13 protein-coding genes and 1 pseudogene are annotated in these 16,472 nt (G+C 62.6%); 6 read left to right on the top strand and 8 right to left on the bottom strand.

The window, feature by feature from the left end:
- Window positions 1-140: 140 nt before the first annotated feature.
- Window positions 141-302, bottom strand: a complete 162-nt coding sequence (locus FHC48_RS20595; RefSeq protein WP_008501333.1) for a DUF1127 domain-containing protein — start codon at window positions 300-302, stop codon at window positions 141-143.
- Between the two features lie 176 nt (window positions 303-478).
- Here FHC48_RS20595 and FHC48_RS20590 point away from each other — a divergent pair, with 176 nt between their 5' ends.
- Window positions 479-1,894: a PLP-dependent aminotransferase family protein gene (locus FHC48_RS20590; RefSeq protein WP_023326637.1), complete on the top strand. Its 1,416-nt coding sequence runs from the start codon at window positions 479-481 to the stop codon at window positions 1,892-1,894.
- 91 nt (window positions 1,895-1,985) lie between these two features.
- Here the strand turns inward: FHC48_RS20590 and FHC48_RS20585 are convergent, their stop codons facing one another.
- On the bottom strand, window positions 1,986-3,107 hold the full coding sequence (locus FHC48_RS20585; protein WP_045415517.1) for a cupin domain-containing protein: 1,122 nt from the start codon (window positions 3,105-3,107) through the stop codon (window positions 1,986-1,988).
- 136 nt (window positions 3,108-3,243) lie between these two features.
- Window positions 3,244-3,849: pseudogene (locus FHC48_RS20580) on the bottom strand (ATP-dependent Clp protease proteolytic subunit); the annotation flags it as partial.
- Between the two features lie 85 nt (window positions 3,850-3,934).
- Between FHC48_RS20580 and FHC48_RS20575 the strand changes: the two are divergent.
- A complete protein-coding gene (locus tag FHC48_RS20575; RefSeq protein ID WP_059363227.1) occupies window positions 3,935-4,321 on the top strand; it encodes a VOC family protein in 387 nt (128 codons plus the stop codon).
- Between the two features lie 179 nt (window positions 4,322-4,500).
- Window positions 4,501-5,118 (top strand): response regulator transcription factor, encoded by a 618-nt coding sequence (locus FHC48_RS20570; protein ID WP_059363226.1) that lies wholly within the window; start codon window positions 4,501-4,503, stop codon window positions 5,116-5,118.
- A gap of 3 nt (window positions 5,119-5,121) precedes the next feature.
- Here FHC48_RS20570 and FHC48_RS20565 read toward each other — a convergent pair whose 3' ends face one another.
- The 5 genes from FHC48_RS20565 to FHC48_RS20545 form a co-directional block, all read right to left on the bottom strand.
- Window positions 5,122-10,704, bottom strand: a complete 5,583-nt coding sequence (locus tag FHC48_RS20565) for an ATP-binding sensor histidine kinase (protein ID WP_119311980.1) — start codon at window positions 10,702-10,704, stop codon at window positions 5,122-5,124.
- Between the two features lie 9 nt (window positions 10,705-10,713).
- Window positions 10,714-11,094 (bottom strand): response regulator transcription factor, encoded by a 381-nt coding sequence (locus FHC48_RS20560; RefSeq protein WP_008501346.1) that lies wholly within the window; start codon window positions 11,092-11,094, stop codon window positions 10,714-10,716.
- Window positions 11,095-11,114: 20 nt separating this feature from the next.
- Window positions 11,115-11,378 (bottom strand): XapX domain-containing protein, encoded by a 264-nt coding sequence (locus FHC48_RS20555; RefSeq protein WP_008501347.1) that lies wholly within the window; start codon window positions 11,376-11,378, stop codon window positions 11,115-11,117.
- The gene (locus tag FHC48_RS20550) at window positions 11,375-11,596 is read right to left on the bottom strand and encodes a DUF1427 family protein (protein ID WP_008501348.1); all 222 of its coding nucleotides are present in this window, start codon (window positions 11,594-11,596) and stop codon (window positions 11,375-11,377) included. The genes FHC48_RS20555 and FHC48_RS20550 overlap by 4 nt, the downstream gene beginning before the upstream one ends.
- A gap of 61 nt (window positions 11,597-11,657) precedes the next feature.
- Window positions 11,658-12,344, bottom strand: coding sequence for a hydrolase (locus FHC48_RS20545; RefSeq protein ID WP_008501349.1), 687 nt, complete (start codon window positions 12,342-12,344; stop codon window positions 11,658-11,660).
- 218 nt (window positions 12,345-12,562) lie between these two features.
- On the opposite strand from FHC48_RS20545, the gene FHC48_RS20540 reads away from it, so the two are divergent.
- Genes FHC48_RS20540 through FHC48_RS20530 form a run of 3 tightly spaced genes read left to right on the top strand, consistent with a single transcriptional unit; the run spans window position 12,563 to window position 16,457 of the window.
- Complete coding sequence (locus tag FHC48_RS20540; RefSeq protein WP_059365211.1) at window positions 12,563-14,434, top strand: amidohydrolase; 1,872 nt, start codon at window positions 12,563-12,565, stop codon at window positions 14,432-14,434.
- Entirely contained in the window at window positions 14,434-14,841 is a 408-nt protein-coding gene (locus FHC48_RS20535; protein WP_059365212.1) for a DoxX family protein, read from the top strand. The genes FHC48_RS20540 and FHC48_RS20535 overlap by 1 nt, the downstream gene beginning before the upstream one ends.
- Window positions 14,838-16,457 carry an MFS transporter gene (locus FHC48_RS20530; protein ID WP_059365213.1) on the top strand — a complete coding sequence of 540 codons (1,620 nt, stop codon included), beginning with the start codon at window positions 14,838-14,840 and terminating at the stop codon, window positions 16,455-16,457. Before FHC48_RS20535 ends, FHC48_RS20530 begins: the two co-directional genes overlap by 4 nt.
- Window positions 16,458-16,472: the final 15 nt, after the last annotated feature.

The raw sequence follows: 16,472 nt of genomic DNA, 5'->3' as shown, positions 1-16,472 counted from the left end.
CAACGGAATAACGCTTGCGTACTACGACCGAAAAACCCAGAGTGTGGTGCGGATAGAGTAAAAGTGTTACCTATGTTCCCGGTCTGATCTGTCACCTATGTATCCGGTCATACAGTAGCGCCACCGGGCGATGATACGGCTCATACATCATACCGCGACAACCCAACGTCCTTGAGCTGCTCGTCGCTCATCTGGCTCAGGATGCGGCGGGTGCGGTTGATGCGATACCAGTTACGCAGCGTTTTCGCGATCCAGACAAACACAACAAACGGACGTTTTGAACGATTCTCGTAGAATTCCATGATGCTCTCCTCACTGTGTCAGTGGGGTTATCATCCCGGAAATCGGCCTGTGCAATACAGATGCAAAAACAACTTTTGTTTAACATACAGATCCGCTAAAACAGTATCTGCATGGCAATTTTCGCAGCAATCTGTACTGGTTTTATAATCTGTATGGTGAAAACAGAGGATACAGCATGACGCGCTATCAACATCTCGCCAACCTTCTGGCAGAACGCATTGAACAAGGGCTGTATCGCAGCGGCGAACGTCTGCCGTCGGTGCGCGCGCTGAGCCAGGAGCACGGCGTGAGCATCAGCACCATACAGCAGGCCTACCAGATCCTCGAAAACCTCCAGCTGATCACGCCTCAGCCGCGCTCCGGCTATTTTGTCTCGCCGCGCAAGGCCCAGCCGCCCGTCCCGGCGATGACGCGCCCGGTGCAGCGCCCGGTGGACGTTACCCAGTGGGATGAGGTGATGATGCTGCTGGACGCCCGCGCCGACAAAGAGATGATCTCCTTTGGCGGCGGTTCGCCGGACATTAACCAGCCGAGCCTGAAGCCCCTGTGGCGCGAGATGAGCCGCATCGCGCAGCATAACCCCGGCGAGATGCTGAGCTATGACGTGCTTGACGGGCGCCTGGAGCTGCGCGAGCAGATCGCCCGCCTGATGCTGGACGGCGGCTCCACCGTCTCGGCAAGCGACATTGTGATCACCAACGGCTGCCACGGCGCGCTGTCGATCGCCCTGCTGTCGGTGTGCAAACCGGGGGATATCGTGGCGGTGGAATCACCGTCGTTTCACGGCACGATGCAGATGCTGCGCGGGTTTGACATCAAGGCGATTGAAATTCCCACCGACTCTGAAACCGGGATCAGCATCGAAGCGCTAGAGCTGGCAATGGAGCAGTGGCCGATCAAGGCGGTGATCCTGGTGCCCAACTGCAATAACCCGCTCGGGTTTATCATGCCGGAGGCGCGGAAAAAGCAGGTGCTGGCCCTCGCCCAGCGGCACGATATCGTGATTGTCGAGGATGATATTTACGGCGAGCTGGCGGCGGAGTACCCGCGCCCGCGCACCATTCATTCCATGGATATCGACGGCCGCGTGATCCTCTGCAGCTCGTTTACCAAAACCGTGGCGCCGGGCCTGCGCGTCGGCTGGATTGTGCCGGGACGCTACTACGACCGGGTGATGCACATGAAATACGCCGCGGGCGGGTTTAACGTGCCGGGCACGCAGATGGCGGTGGCGGCGTTTATCCGCGACGGCCATTACCATCGCCACGTGCGCCGTATGCGCCAGATTTATCAGCAGAATATGGAAACCTACACCTGCTGGGTGCGGCAGTATTTTCCGGCAGAGATTTGCGTCACGCGCCCGCAGGGCAGCTTCCTGCTGTGGGTGGAGCTGCCGGAAAATGTGGATATGGTGTGTGTCAGCAAGCAGCTGTGCCGGCTGAAAATCCAGGCCGCGGCCGGGTCGCTGTTTTCCGCCTCCGGGAAGTACCGCAACTGCCTGCGGATCAACGTGGCGCTGCCGCCAACGGAGAAACATCGCGAGGCGTTGAAGAAGATGGGTGAAGCGATTGTGATTGCGATGGAGGAGTAGTGTTTTGCCGGGTGGCGGCTTCGCCTGACCCGGCCTACGTTCTTGCCGTTGTAGGCCCGGTAAGCGCAGCGCCACCGGGCAACAGGCCGCACTACTCGTCGAAGTACCAGTATCCCTGGTTAATCAGCCCGGTGAGCTCCTCGACAAACGCCGGGTTTTTCAGCGCATCGCCCAGCTCGGCCTGACCGAGTTCGGTGTAGCGGCACAGCGCATCCGCCGCCTTCGCGTCTACCGTCTCCAGCTGTTCGCTGTTGATGAAGAAGCTGCCGTTGATATTCAGCACGCGCAGCCCGCTCAGGCGAGACAGCGTTTCGCCGCCCTGCAGCGCATCCAGCACCTCATCCGGCGCGTACGGCGGCTCGGCGGCGGCGATATCCAGCTCGTGGCGCGGCGTGGAGACAAAGCTGCCAAACCATTTTGTGAAATCGTCCGGCTTGCCGATCATGTCGATCATCATCTGACGAATGCGATCAAGCTCGTACTGCTCCACGCGGCCCGGATGTTCGCGGCAGGTCAGATCCGGATCGCTGTAGTGCTCGCCGCCCAGATCGTTTTCCAGCGCGTAGTCGGCGAAGCTGCTGATCAGATCGCGGCCGTTCGGCCCGCGGAAGCCGACGGAGTAGTTGAGCGCCGTTTCATGGGTAAAGCCGTCGTGCGGGAATCCAGGCGGGATGTAGAGGATATCGCCCGGAGCCAGATCTTCGTCAATAATCGGCTCGAACGGATCCACATGCAGCAGCGCCGGATGCGGGCAGAACTGACGCATCGGCAGCTTGTCGCCCACGCGCCAGCGGCGGCTGCCCATCCCCTGAATGATAAACACGTCGTACTGATCGATATGCGGACCCACGCCGCCGCCCGGCACGGAGAAGGAGATCATCAGATCGTCCAGACGCCAGTCCGGCAGAACGCGGAACGGACGCACCAGCTCCGCGGCGGGCATATGCCAGTGGTTCACCGCCTGCGCCAGCAGCGACCAGCCGGTTTCGCCCAGATCGTCGAAGTGCTCAAACGGGCCATTGCTGGCCTGCCATTTACCGTTGAAATGGCTCACCAGACGGCTATCGACCTCCGGCTCCATCGCCAGCCCTGCCAGCTCGTCCGGGGTAATCGGATCGACAAAATTCGGGAAGGCATTTTTCAGCACAACGGGTTGTTTTTGCCAGTATTTCTCAAGAAATTCCGGCCAGTTCAGGTTCAGTTGATACGCCATGGGTAGCACCAGTGAGAGGGGAAACAGGCGCGATTATAGGTAAGAAAGCAGAGGGGGAACTTGTCATGGGTCAAACGAGGGCGTGTAGGTCGGGTAAGGCGTAGCCGCCACCCGACACGTACACGGCGGTAAAAACTTAGTCCAGCTTCAGCTCGTCATAATGGGTGATCAGCTTGCCCACGATGCCGTAGTCCAGCGCTTCCGCCGGGGACATCCAGAAGTTGCGGTCGGTGTCTTTTTTCACTTTTTCCAGCGGCTGGCCGGTGGCGTCAGCGATCAGCTTGTTCACGCGATCCAGCATGCGGATGATCTCGCGCGCTTCGATCTCAATATCCGTCGCCTGGCCGCGCACGCCGCCCAGCGGCTGGTGGATCATAAAGCGGGTATTTGGCAGCGAGTAGCGGTGCTCTTTTTTCGCGGCCAGGAAGATGGTGATCCCGGCGCTCGCCACCCAGCCGGTGCCGATGACGTGCACTTCCGGGCGAATGAATTTGATGAAGTCGTGGATGGTGTCGCCCGCTTCCACATGGCCGCCCTGGCTGTTGATGTACAGCTTGATCGGATCGTTGCTGACGCTTTGCAGCAGGATCATCTGGGTGATCACTTTCTGCGCCAGCTCCTGGTTGATCTCACCGGAGATCACAATCGAACGGGACTCCAGCAGTTTTTGCTGCAGAGCGCCCGCGCCGTTTGACCCTTCCGCTTTATCCTTGTCGCTTTCTTTCAGTGTGTAGTGCATTGTCTTTTCCTCAGCTTGTAGCGCTCAAAACCAGAGTGTAGCCTGTTTTACCGGTGAAAGTCCTCACCGACACATCACGAGGGAACTTATGCATATTGCCCATGTTGCACTCTGGACCCGCAGCCTGAACGCCCAGGTTCAGTTCTGGGAAACGGTTTTTAATGGCCGCAGCAATGAACGCTACGTCAGTAAAAATCGTCCGGGGTTTGAATCACACTTTATTACGCTGGATGACGGTCCGACCATCGAGCTCATGACGCTGCCAGAGCTGCCCGACGCCCCGCCGCACCCGGAGTTTATCGGCTGGGCGCATATCGCCATCAACGTCGGCAGCAAGGCAAAAGTGGATAGCATGGCCGAGCGAGCCCAGGCCAGCGGCACGCTGCTCAGCGCTCCGCGCCTGACCGGAGACGGCTTTTATGAGGCGGTGATCGCGGACCCGGACGGCAACCGCATTGAGCTTGTCGGTGCATAAAAACAGCGTTTCGTTCCTTCACCGCCCCCGCCCCGGCTCGCTATACTTCATACGGTTATCATATTGTTAAATGATAATGATAGTTAATGTGTTAAGATGAAAGGCAGCATAAACAGTCTCTTACGTCGCCGTAGTGACTGTTTGCATCCTCGACATGTCAATCAGCACCGGGGCGGTGAATGGAACACATTGTGTATGTGGTAGATGACGATGACGCCGTCAGACAGTCCGTGATCGGGCTGCTGGAATCGGCAGGCCTGAACGCCATCGGCTTTTCATCGGCAGAAGCGTTTCTGCAATACCGCTTTGAGGATCTGCCGTCGTGCGTGATCCTCGATATGCAAATGCCCGCCATTTCGGGTTTTGAGGTAGCAGACGCCCTCAAGGAAAGCGGGCGCGAAATCCCGATTATTTTCCTCACCGGCCACGGCACCATCCCGATGTCGGTGCGCGCCATCAAAGGCGGCGCGTACGAATTCCTTACCAAGCCCGTCGAATCTAACGCGCTGATAGACGCCATCGAATCCGCACTGCAGCTGGCGGAAAACAACGCCGTGCGCAATAAAGAGCACTACGCCCTGAAGCAGCGCCACATGTCCCTTACGCCGCGCGAGCACGAGGTGCTGACGCTGGCGATAAGCGGCATGCTGAACAAGCAAATTGCCGCCGAGCTGGGCGTCAGCGAGATCACGGTGAAGGTGCACCGACGCCGCGTGATGGAGAAAATGCAGGTGCGCTCCGTGGCCGAGCTGGTCAGGGCCGTTGAGCGCCTGACCAATAGCCAGCCTGCGGAGTAACCTTTACCCTTCCTGCGCGGCCAGCGGCAGCGCGAAGGCAAATACCGTGCCGTGCGGCTCCCGGCGGCGCGCGCTCAGCTTCCCGCAGTGGCGCTCGATAATGCTGGCGCTGATGGTCAGCCCCATCCCCATTCCCTGCGGCTTGGTGGAATAGAACGAGTCAAAAATCTGCTCCAGCCGCTCGGGCTCAATGCCGCTGCCGGTGTCGGCGATCTCAACGATCACCTTCCCGTCCGCGTTGCTGGTGCTGAGGGTGATGGTGCTGGCACGCTCCTTCACCTCGGCCATCGCCTCAACCGCGTTCATCACCAGATTCAACAGCACCTGCTGGATCTGCACGCTATCGCCGGTGATAAAGCTGTCGCTGGCGTTCAACAGATAATCAACGCTTATGTGTCGCTGCTCCAGCTCGCTGCGCGAAAGCGTGATGATATGGTGGATCAGGGAGTGCATGTCGATGCGCGAGAAGGTGGGATCCTGCTTGCGCGTCAGGGACTGAATGCTGCGAATGATCTCCCCCGCCCGCGCGCCTTCGGCGGCGATCTCCTCCAGCCCTTCCCGCACTTTATCCAGCCGGGCGGGCTCGCGGTTGAGCCAGCGCAGGCTCGCTCCGGCGTTCGAGACGATCGACATCAGCGGCTGGTTGATCTCATGGGCGATGGAGGAGGTCAGCTGTCCGACGGTGGTGGCCCGGGACACCCGCGCCAGATCCGCCTGCGCCACCCGCATGGCATCCTCCGCGGCGCGCTGGCTGGTGATATCGGTGATGATGCCGTAATACTCGTTCACCTCGCTGCCCACGCCCACCGGATCGCCAATGCCGAGGATGTAGCGCGTTGAGCCGTCGGGACGCTTAACGCGAAACTCCGCGCGCATCGAGAGCCCGTCGCGCACGCTTTGGGTAACAATGGCGCTGATGCGGGCGTAATCGTCCTCATGGACGAAGGTCAAAAACTCCGCCATGGAGATCGTCTTTTGCTGCTCGGGCAGGCCGAGAATGCGGGCGTATTCGTCCGAGACAAACATCAGATCCTGCTCCAGCTCCCAGCGCCAGCTGCCGGTGTGGCTGATCTGCTCGCCCAGCATCAGCGAGGTCTGGCTGGCGCGCAGCTCTTTCTCCACCCGGCGGCGCTGGATGTTCTCCGCCAGCAGCTCGGCGTACAGCCGCGCCGTCTCCAGGGAGACCGCCGCCTGCGCGCCCAGCAGGCTGACCACGCGCGAGTGCTCGGCGGTAAACACTTCCGGCATCAGCCGGTTTTCCAGGTACAGCACGCCCACCAGCCGCGCCTGTTTGAACATCGGGACGCACATCACCGCCGCCCCCGAGGTCACCAGATAGGGGTCTTGGCTGAAGGGGTGAAACTCCTCCGGCCTGCCGGTGCGGATCTCCTGCCCGGTGCGGATCACCGCCGCGAGCACCGACAGCGGCAGGTCGGTCGCCGTCGGCACGTCTTTCAGGATCCGCACCCGCACGCCGTCGGTGCTGGTCCAGGCGCTGGCCTCGATCTCCGGAATGAGGCTATCGCTCACGCGAAGCAGCAGGCCGCGCTGCGCCCCGGCGCGTTCGAGGAGGATCGTCATCAGGTTTTCGATTAAGCGCTCAAGGTTGATCTCTTCCGACAGCGCGCGGGAGGCTTTGATGACGCTCTGCAGATCGCGGATGGTCTCGTTCTGGGCGAACGCCACCGTGTCATAAGCGCTCGCCTGCCCGGAGGCCAGCAGGTGCGGGAAATCCTGCTCCAGCTGGCGCACCTTGGCCTGCGCGCCCGCGCGGCCCCAGGCGGAGATGGCCCCGCGGAAGTGTGCGTCCGAGGCGGTTGGATAGCCGCAGGCCAGCGCAAAGCGGCCCGCCAGCTCGTGGGCCAGGGCATTAATCGGATTAAATCCGCCCTCGCGGGAGAGCCGGACCGCCTTCTCGTACTGCTCAAGCGCGATGCTGTTCATCCCGTCCAGACGCACGATTTCGGCGTAGATCAGCGCCTCTTTATCCGCGAAGGTGCCGGGATTAATGCGCGCCCAGAGGGCGATTTTGTCGTAGTGGGCGTGAATGCTGCGGCGGTGGTTCGCCGAGAAGGTCTCCGGCGTCAGCTGACGCGAAAGCGCCAGCGCGCTGTAGAGATGGTAATCCAGCAGATGAATGTGCCCCGGCGCGGACCACGCGTACCAGCCCGCCATCTCCAGATCCGCCTGCGCGTCGGCGTACTCGCCACAGGTAAAGTGCGCCATGCCGCGATAGAGCCAGTACCAGAACAGCATGGTGGAGGTCTGCTCCGGGGCCTGCTCCGGCGACGCGGGAAGCAGCGCCTCGGGCAAGACCTGCGACGCGGTCCAGGTGCCGATGACCGGCGTGCGCAGGAACTCAACGTAGCCGCGCTGCACCATCAAAATGCTTTCCACGTCCTGGAAGTGGGTTTTACGCACGAACGCCAGGCCGCGATCGATGCTGGTCAGCACCCCGTCCAGGTGATCGCCCCGCGAGAGGAAGTTAATCACCTGGTGGCAGGCCGCAAAGCAGGCCATCGTCATATCCCCGTGGGTGACCGCCGCGCTGAAGCAGGCTTTCGCGCACTCGATGGTGAACGACAAAGGCTGGGTCCAGACGCTGAGCTGGTCGAGCGGCAGCAGGGTCTTGGCTTCAAAGGCATCGTAGCCGTGGCGGGTCACCAGCTCGCGGGCCAGCGTGCCGTACTGAAACCCGAGGCGATACTCGGCGTAGCGGTGGCCCATCAGCACGCCAAACCAGGCCATCGCCGTGGTGGAGGCGCCGGTGATGCCGTGGTCTAGGGTCAGGTGCATCATGCGGCAGAGCAGTAAGAAATGCAGGCGCGGGCAGATGAAGCTGGCGCAAATGCTGGCGCTGTAGAGCAGGTTCATCACCGCTTCCGTTTCCGGGTTCTCCATCCGCGAGAGCGGGGCAAAGAGATGTTGCGGCGCGTCATTTGCGCGGTTGCAAAAGCGTTCCCAGGCCTCGTCGCAGTCGGCATCTTCCGGATAGCGGCCAATCTGGATGCCAAACACCCCCAGCCAGCAGAGCGCCGCCTCCAGCGCCAGACGGCTGTCCGACTGGCGAATGTAGACTTCCACCAGCAGGTTGGCCGCCAGCGCTTTTTCGGTCAGCCCGCCGGGGCAGCCGAGGATGGCGTCACACAGCTCGCGGGTGCGCGCCAGGTGCCCCAGCGCAAACTCGCAGCCCGCCTCTTCGATATCGAGCATAAAGTCCGACACCGTCCCGGCGTTGCCCAGCGCTCTGGCGGTCTGGATATAGCTCAGCGCCGAAAGATAATCTCCCGAACGCTTCGCGCGTCGCGCGGCCAGCAGGCTCAGCTCGCGGAACCGCTGGCGCTGCGGAGCGGGCTGGATGCTGTCCAGTGCGGCCGTGACGTGATGTACAGCGCGGAACAGCAGCTCATTCCCCGCCGCCTGGCGCGCGGCGTCGGCCAGCAGGCTGGCGGTGGTCAGGTGAAGATGGCTTTTCTCATGCCGATCCAGCAGCGCAAAGGCGGCCTCCTGCACCCGGTCGTGGGTGAAGGAGTACGCTTTCTCCGTCAGCACGATGAGCTGCGCCATCACCGCCGGGTGCAGCGCATAGCGCATTTCCGCCATCGACATGCCGACCACGCGGCACATCATCTCCATCTCGCCCGTGCCGCCGAGACAGGCGATGCTGCCCAGCAGGCGGCGCGTCTCGTCGGGCAGCTCTTCGAGCTGCTCCAGCACCAGGGTGACCACGTTTTCGGTGTAATGCCGGGCGCGGATCGCCTGCAGATCGTAATGCCACTTGTCCTGGTATTTGTTATGCACCACCAGCCCGTCGTCGACGATGCGGCGGAAAAATTCATGCACAAAAAGCGGGTTGCCGCCCGTCTTCTCGTGGATCAGGGTGGCAAGGTCGGTCGTCGCCGCGCTGCGGGTGCGAAACACCGTTGCCAGCCAGCGCGCCACGGCTTTAACCGAGAGCGCCTGCGGGACAATCTCGCTCGCGTGCTGTGCCGCCTCCGGCAGGCTCGCCAGCTGCTGTTGCAGCGTGGGGTCGGACAACGAGCCGATATCGCGGTGGGCGACAACCACCAGCAGCGGGATGGCGCCGCAGTTCACCAGCAGCGCGTTGAGCGTTTGCAGGCTGGCGGCGTCGCTCCACTGAAGATCGTCCAGCACCAGCACCAGCGGGCAGCCCTGCGAGGCAAAGGTTTTCACCAGCGCCAGCACCATATGGCTGAAGCGCGCCCGGGCATCAATGGAAAACGTATCCGCCGAGAAGCGCGGCTTGCTCTCAAGCAGCAGGCCCAGCTCGGGCACCAGGCTGACGGCCAGTTCTTCATAGCCTTCAAGGGCGCGCGAGAGGCGGATTTTCCACTTCGCCACCTCGTCTGCCGGCAGCCCCAGCAGGTGCAGCGTCAGGGTGCGGAACGCGGAGCTTAATACGCCGTAGGGCAGCGACGGTGAAAACTGATCGACTTTGCCCACCGCCAGCAGCACCGTGCGCTGCTGCAGCGTTTTAAGCGCCGTCGCAATGATCGAGGATTTGCCGATCCCCGACGGCCCGCCGATGGTCACCAGCTCCGGCACGCGGTTCTGCACCACCCGCTCAAACGCGGCAATGACGTCGTTCGCCTGCGGATGGGTCGCGAACAGGGAGTCCGCCAGATGGATCGCCGGGGTACGGTCCTGCTGACCGGGGGTAAAGGCGACGATGTCGCCCTCGCAGGTCAGCGTCGCCTGGCAGCGGCGGAGGTCGGCAATCAGCCCGTCGACCGTCTGGTAGCGGTTATCGGGGTGCTTCTCCAGCAGCTTCAGGATGATGGTCGACAGCATCCCCGGCACGTCCGGGCGTATCGCGTCCGGGGCCAGCGGCGCCGAGGCGATGTGGTAATGCGCCCAGTTGGTCTGGTCGTCCTCTCCCAGCTCAAACGGCAGGCGGCCGGTCAGGAGTTCATACAGCACCATGCCGAGGCTGTAGAGATCGCTGCGGTTATCCACGGGACGCTGGGTGCGGGAGGTGTGTTCCGGCGACATCCAGGCAGGCGTACCGCCCGAAACGGCAAGCCGGGTCTGGGAGAAAGCATCGGAGAGCGTGCAGGAGAGGCCAAAGCTGCCCAGGCGGCAGGTGGCATCGTGCTGAACAAAAATGCTGCCGGGCTTGATATCGCCGTGGATCAGGTTTTGCAGATGCATCTGGCGCAGAGGGACGCAGATCTGGATCGCCAGCTCGATAAAGCGCGCGATCCCCGAGATCGCCCTGCCCGCGCGCCGCGCCAGCAGCTCAAAGGAAAACGGGGCGTACACCAGCGCGAAGCGTCCCCGGTACTGGGTGGACGCGACGGCGCGAATGGCCCAGCTGTCCTGCAGCGCGTCACGCAGCGCAAACTCGTTTTTCAGCAGCCGGGTGGCCCGCTCTTCCTCTTCGTCGCTGACCGCGGTGGCGATAATGAACGAGCCGCCGGAATGAGGATGTCGCGCGTGCATCCAGGCGATTCCGCCCTCCTGCGCCAGCACGGTAAAAATCACATCCTCTTTAAGGACAAAAACCCGCCCCTGGTGAAGATTCCCCTGGGCGGGCCAGAATGCAGGCTGCTCGTTTTCGTTCATCCGCGATCCTTATTGTCGGCGGGCCAGCTCCCGCTGGATATGATCCAGCAGAATATCGATGTTAATGGGCTTACGCAAAAAAGCAGCGGCGCCCAGACCGAGAGCGTACCGCTGCATATTTTCATCAGCATGACCGGAGATAAAGAGCACGGGCGGCGGCGGTACGGCCAGCAGCCGCAGCTTGTCAAACAGCTCAAGGCCGCTCATGCCCCGCAGCTTGATATCGGTGATCACCAGCGCCGCGCCGGACAGGGCGAGCGGATGGCTCAGAAATACCTCTGCCGAATCAAACGTATCGGTCGAATAGCCTTCCGACTCCAGGAGATTACTCAACCCGCTGCGGACGGAACGTTCGTCATCAATGATGGCAATGCGCCACGGCAGCGTCATGCTGTTATTCCTCTAACCAGTCATTTAACGTCGCGGGTATCCTTCGCGGGCGCAGGGGGCGCCGTGCCGCTGATTTTCGGTACGCATTCGTGACGAAACCAGGCGAGGGTAAGCGGTTCGCGACTCAGTAAACGCCGTCCCACCGGGATGAGCTGTTCACCCACCAGCATGCCAAACAGGCCAAGCAGGGCGACAACCGGCGGCGCCGGGGAATGGACGTCGAGCAGAGCGTAAATTACCCCAGCACCCACGCCGCACACCAGCGAAATTATCCATGCTTTCATGACGACGCTCCCGTCTGCGAACTGGCCTGCGGAACGATCGCCTGAGGCGGCGGCGCGCCGTCGCGGGATAAGAGATGGCGCGTCGCCTGTTCACCCGCCAGCATCCCCAGCAGGCCAATCAGCGCCAGCGCGGGCGGCGCGGGGGAGCGCACCTTCAGCACGGCATACATCAGGCCAATCAACACGCCTGCCGCAAGGGATATCAGCCCAGTACTCATCGTGAACTCCAGAGAAAGAGGCAGCGGCGAGCCGGATGAGGGACCAGCCCGCCAGCGGAACTTAGCGAGCCGGGACCGGCGCTAAGGTGCGGTGCTCGCTCTTCTGGCGAGACGGCGCTTTGTGCACCATGGTGTAGGCGTAATCCACGCCCATGCCGTACGCGCCGGAATGCTCGCGCACGATGTCCATCACCGCGGTGTAGGTCTCTTTACGCGCCCAGTCGCGCTGCCACTCCAGCATTACCTGCTGCCAGGTCACCGGGATCACGCCCGCCTGGATCATGCGCTGCATCGCGTAGTCGTGGGCTTCTTTCGAGGTGCCGCCGGACGCGTCCGCCACCATATAAATTTCGTAGTCGCCTTCCAGCATCGCGCACAGGGCAAAGCTGTTGTTGCACACTTCGGTCCACAGACCGGCCACCACGACCTTCTTCTTGCCGTTGGCCTTCAGCGCGTCGCGCACCTTCTGGTCGTCCCAGGAGTTCATGGAGGTACGCTCCAGAATGTCCTGACCCGGGAACACGTCCAGCAGCTCAGGATAGGTATTGCCGGAGAAGCTTTCGGTCTCTACGGTGGTGATGATGGTCGGGATGTTGAACACCTTAGCCGCTTTCGCCAGCGCCACGGTGTTGTTTTTCAGCACCTGGCGGTCAATCGACTGCACGCCAAACGCCATCTGTGGCTGGTGATCGATAAAGATGATCTGACAGTTCGCAGGGGTTAACACTTCGAGCTTTGAAGAGGTCATAGCATTTTCCAGTGGTTAAGGGTAGAAATCGCCGCGAGCGCCGCGACGATAAAGTCACCTTTATCCTGCGGTTTTCCGCCTCCGCGCGTAATTATCTCTTCGTATAGTTAACCTTAGGTATAGTTATACTTTGGTATACCTATCCTATTGTATAACTGGATCTTTGCCGAAACCGGTTCCCATAATCCTGACCATTCCCCTCTCAGTCAGGAGCAGTTATGGTTACCCTCGGTAAAGCCGATCTCATTCTGGTTAACGGCCAGTTTCACACCGTCGATCGCGAGAACCCCGTCGCGGAAGCCGTTGCCGTGCGCGACGGAAAATTTCTGGAAGTGGGTACCGTCGCCGAGGTGATGCAGCACCACGGCGACGGCACTCAGGTGGTGGACCTAAAAGGCCACACCGCCATCCCCGGCCTGAACGACTCGCACCTGCACCTGATCCGCGGCGGGCTGAACTACAACCTCGAGCTGCGCTGGGAAGGCGTGCCCTCCCTGGCCGATGCCCTGCGGATGCTGAAAGAGCAGGCCCTGCGCACGCCGTCACCCCAGTGGGTGCGCGTGGTGGGCGGCTGGACCGAGTTCCAGTTTGCCGAGCGCCGCATGCCAACCCTGGACGAAATTAACGACGCCGCGCCGGATACCCCGGTCTTCATCCTGCACCTGTACGATCGAGCCCTGCTCAACCGCGCCGCGCTGAAGGTGGTCGGCTACACCAAAGACACGCCAAACCCGCCGGGCGGGGAGATCCAGCGCGACGCCAACGGCAACCCGACCGGGATGCTGATCGCCCGTCCGAACGCCATGATCCTCTACGCCACGCTGGCCAAAGGGCCGAAGCTTCCGCTGGAGCAGCAGGTTAACTCCACCCGCCAGTTCATGCGCGAGCTGAACCGCCTGGGGCTGACCAGCGCCATCGACGCGGGCGGCGGCTTCCAGAACTACCCGGAAGATTACGAGGTGATTGCCGAGCTGCACGAGAAGAAGCAGATGACCATCCGCATCGCCTACAACCTGTTTACCCAGCGTCCGGGCCACGAGCTGGAAGACTTTGAAAAATGGACCGACATGCTCACGCCGGGCCAGGGCAGCGACTTCTTCCGCCACAACGGCGCGGGCGAGATGCTGGTCTTCTCTGCCGCCGATTTTGAAGATTTCCTCGAGCCGCGCCCGGACCTCGCGCCGGGCATGGAGGATGAGCTGGAGCGCGTGGTGCGCCATCTGGTGGAGCACCGCTGGCCGTTCCGCCTGCACGCCACCTATAACGAATCCATCAGCCGCATGCTGGACGTCTTCGAGAAGGTGAACCGCGACATTCCGTTCAACGGCCTGCACTGGTTCTTCGACCACGCGGAAACCGTCACCCAGGCCAACATCGACCGCATCAAAGCGCTCGGCGGCGGCATTGCCGTGCAGCACCGCATGGCCTTCCAGGGGGAGTACTTTGCCGAGCGCTACGGCATCGAAGCCACCCGCCACACGCCGCCGGTGGCGAAAATGCTCGAGACCGGCGTGCCGGTGGGCTTAGGCACCGATGCCACCCGCGTGGCGAGCTACAACCCGTGGACCGCGCTCTACTGGCTGGTCTCCGGCCGCACCGTCGGCGGGATGCAGATGTACGATCACAGCGCCCGCCTGGACCGCGATACCGCCCTGATGCTCTGGACCCAGGGCAGCGCGTGGTTCTCCAGCGAGCAGAACCAGAAGGGGCAGATCAAGGTCGGCCAGCTTGCCGATATGGCCGTGCTCAGCAAAGACTACTTCCGCGTGCCGGAAGAGGAGATCAAGGGCATCGAGTCCGTCCTGACGGTGGTCAACGGCGATATCGTCTACGCCGCGGGCAGCTTTGGCCCGCTCGCGCCGCCGGCCATCCCGGTCCTGCCCGAGTGGTCCCCGGTGGTCAAGGTACCGGGCCACTACCGCAGCGCGCCGCCGCAGGCCGCCCGCGTCGGCATGAGTCCTATTCACCACTGCAGCGGCCCGTGCGGGGTTCACAGCCACCAGCACGATTTCGCCCGCACGTCAGCGATGCCGGTGTCCGACGATAACGCTTTCTGGGGGGCGCTGGGCTGCAGCTGCTTTGCATTCTGATGAAAAACACCACTATGCCGCCCCGGATCGACCTGGGGTTGTTCTTCCTGCGCCTGACCGGCAGCCTGCTGCTGCTGTACGTGCACGGCCTGCCGAAGGTGCTGTACTTCAGCGAAGAGCTGACGCGCATTGAAGATCCGTTCGGCTTCGGGCCTTACGCGAGCCTGATCCCGGCAATATTCGCGGAGGTGATCTGCCCGCTGTTGATCATTGCGGGCGTCTACACCCGCCTGGCGTGCCTGCCGATTATCGCCGTGCTGCTGGTGGCGATGCTGGCGGTCCACCCGAACTGGTCGATTGCCGAAGGGCAGTTTGGCTGGCTGCTGCTGATTATCTTCACCACTCTCGCCCTCACCGGGCCGGGCCAGTGGCGGCTGCAGCGTAAGGCAGCGGAGAGGTTCGCATGACCCAGGTTAACGACGTTCGCGACGCACACGTCGAGACGACGCCCGCACCGACGGTTTCGCCGTGGCAGCCGCTGAGCCAGCCGGTGTTCCGCATGCTGTGGATCGCCACGGTGGTCTCTAACGTCGGCTCATGGATGAGCGACGTCGGCATCAACTGGAGCATGCTGACCCTGAGCGCCGACCCGCTGGATATCGCGCTGGTGCAGGCGGCCAGCAGCCTGCCGATGTTCCTCTTCGCCCTGCCGTCCGGGGTGATGGCGGACATCGTTGACCGGCGTAAATACCTGCTTTTCTCCCAGCTGTGGGTTTTCATCGCCGCCGCCGGGCTGACGGTGCTCTCCTTCACCGGACACGTCACCCCCACCGTGCTGCTGGTGGCGACGTTTCTGCTGAGTGTAGGGGCGGCGATGAGCTCGCCGCCGTTCCAGGCCGTGGTGCCCGATCTGGTGAGCAAGCCGGAGCTGGGCGCCGCCGTGGCGCTGAACTCGCTCGGGGTGAACATCAGCCGGGCGATTGGCCCCGCGCTGGGCGGTTTCCTGCTGTCGCTCGCCGGGCCGTGGATGGTGTTTGCCCTGAACGCGCTCTCCGTGGTGGGCGTGGCGTGGGTACTGTGGCGCTGGCGTCCGGCCCCGTCCATTCAGCGTCTGCCGCCGGAGCACTTCTTCTCTGCGGTGCGCACAGGCATCCGCTACGTGCACGCCGCCCCGGTGCTGCGCAACGTGCTGGTGCGTACGGTGGCCTTCTTCGTTTTCGGCAGCGCAGGCTGGGCGCTGCTGCCGCTGGTGGCGCGCCGCGAGCTGGGCCTGGGCCCGGCGGGCTACGGCGTGATGCTGGCGTGCATTGGACTGGGGGCGATTGCCGGGGCCATCCTGCTGCCGCGCCTGCGCCAGCGGCTGAACGCCGACCGCCTGATGGTTGCCGCGAGCCTGGTCTTTGCCCTCACCATGCTGGCGCTGGCGTTTGTGCGCCACGTCTGGCTGCTCAACCTGTTTGAGTTCTTCACCGGCTTCGCGTGGATTGCGGTGCTTTCAACGCTGAACCTCGGCGCGCAGCGCAGCGCCGCCCGCTGGGTGAAGGCCCGCGCGCTGGCGGTCTACCTGACGGTGTTCTTCGGCTCGATGACCACGGGCAGCGCCATCTGGGGGCAGATTGCCTCCCGGTTTGGCACCCCGACCGCGCTGGTTGTCGCCACGCTGGGGATGGTGCTGGCAAGCGCCACCGTGTTCCGCTGGAAGCTGGAGAAAGACCCGGACCTGAACCTCGACCTGAGCGGCCAGCCGCTGGACGGCGTGGAGATCGACCTGCCGAACGAGCGCGGCCCGGTGCTGGTCTCGCACGAGTACATCATTGACCCGCACAACGCGAAGGCCTTCCTGGAGGCGGTCCACGAGCTGCGCCGGGTGCGCCGCCGCGCCGGGGCGATGAGCTGGGCGGTGTATGAGGATATCGAACGTCCCGGACTGTTTATCGAGACCTTCCTGATGGGCTCCTGGATTGAGCATCTGCGCCAGCAGGAGCGCCACACCATGAATGACCTCCTGCTGCAGAGCCGCGTTCTGGCTTTTCATCAGGGCACAACATCACCGGCCATTCGCTACCTGGTCGCGCCGGTATAACCCTAACCATCACCT

Origin of the sequence: Enterobacter sp. EC_50 (genome assembly GCF_019584525.1) — a bacterium.
Lineage (GTDB): Bacteria > Pseudomonadota > Gammaproteobacteria > Enterobacterales > Enterobacteriaceae > Enterobacter > Enterobacter roggenkampii.
The sequence above is the reverse complement of the archived record's forward strand: the minus strand, read 5'-3'. Positions and strand labels throughout refer to the sequence as shown.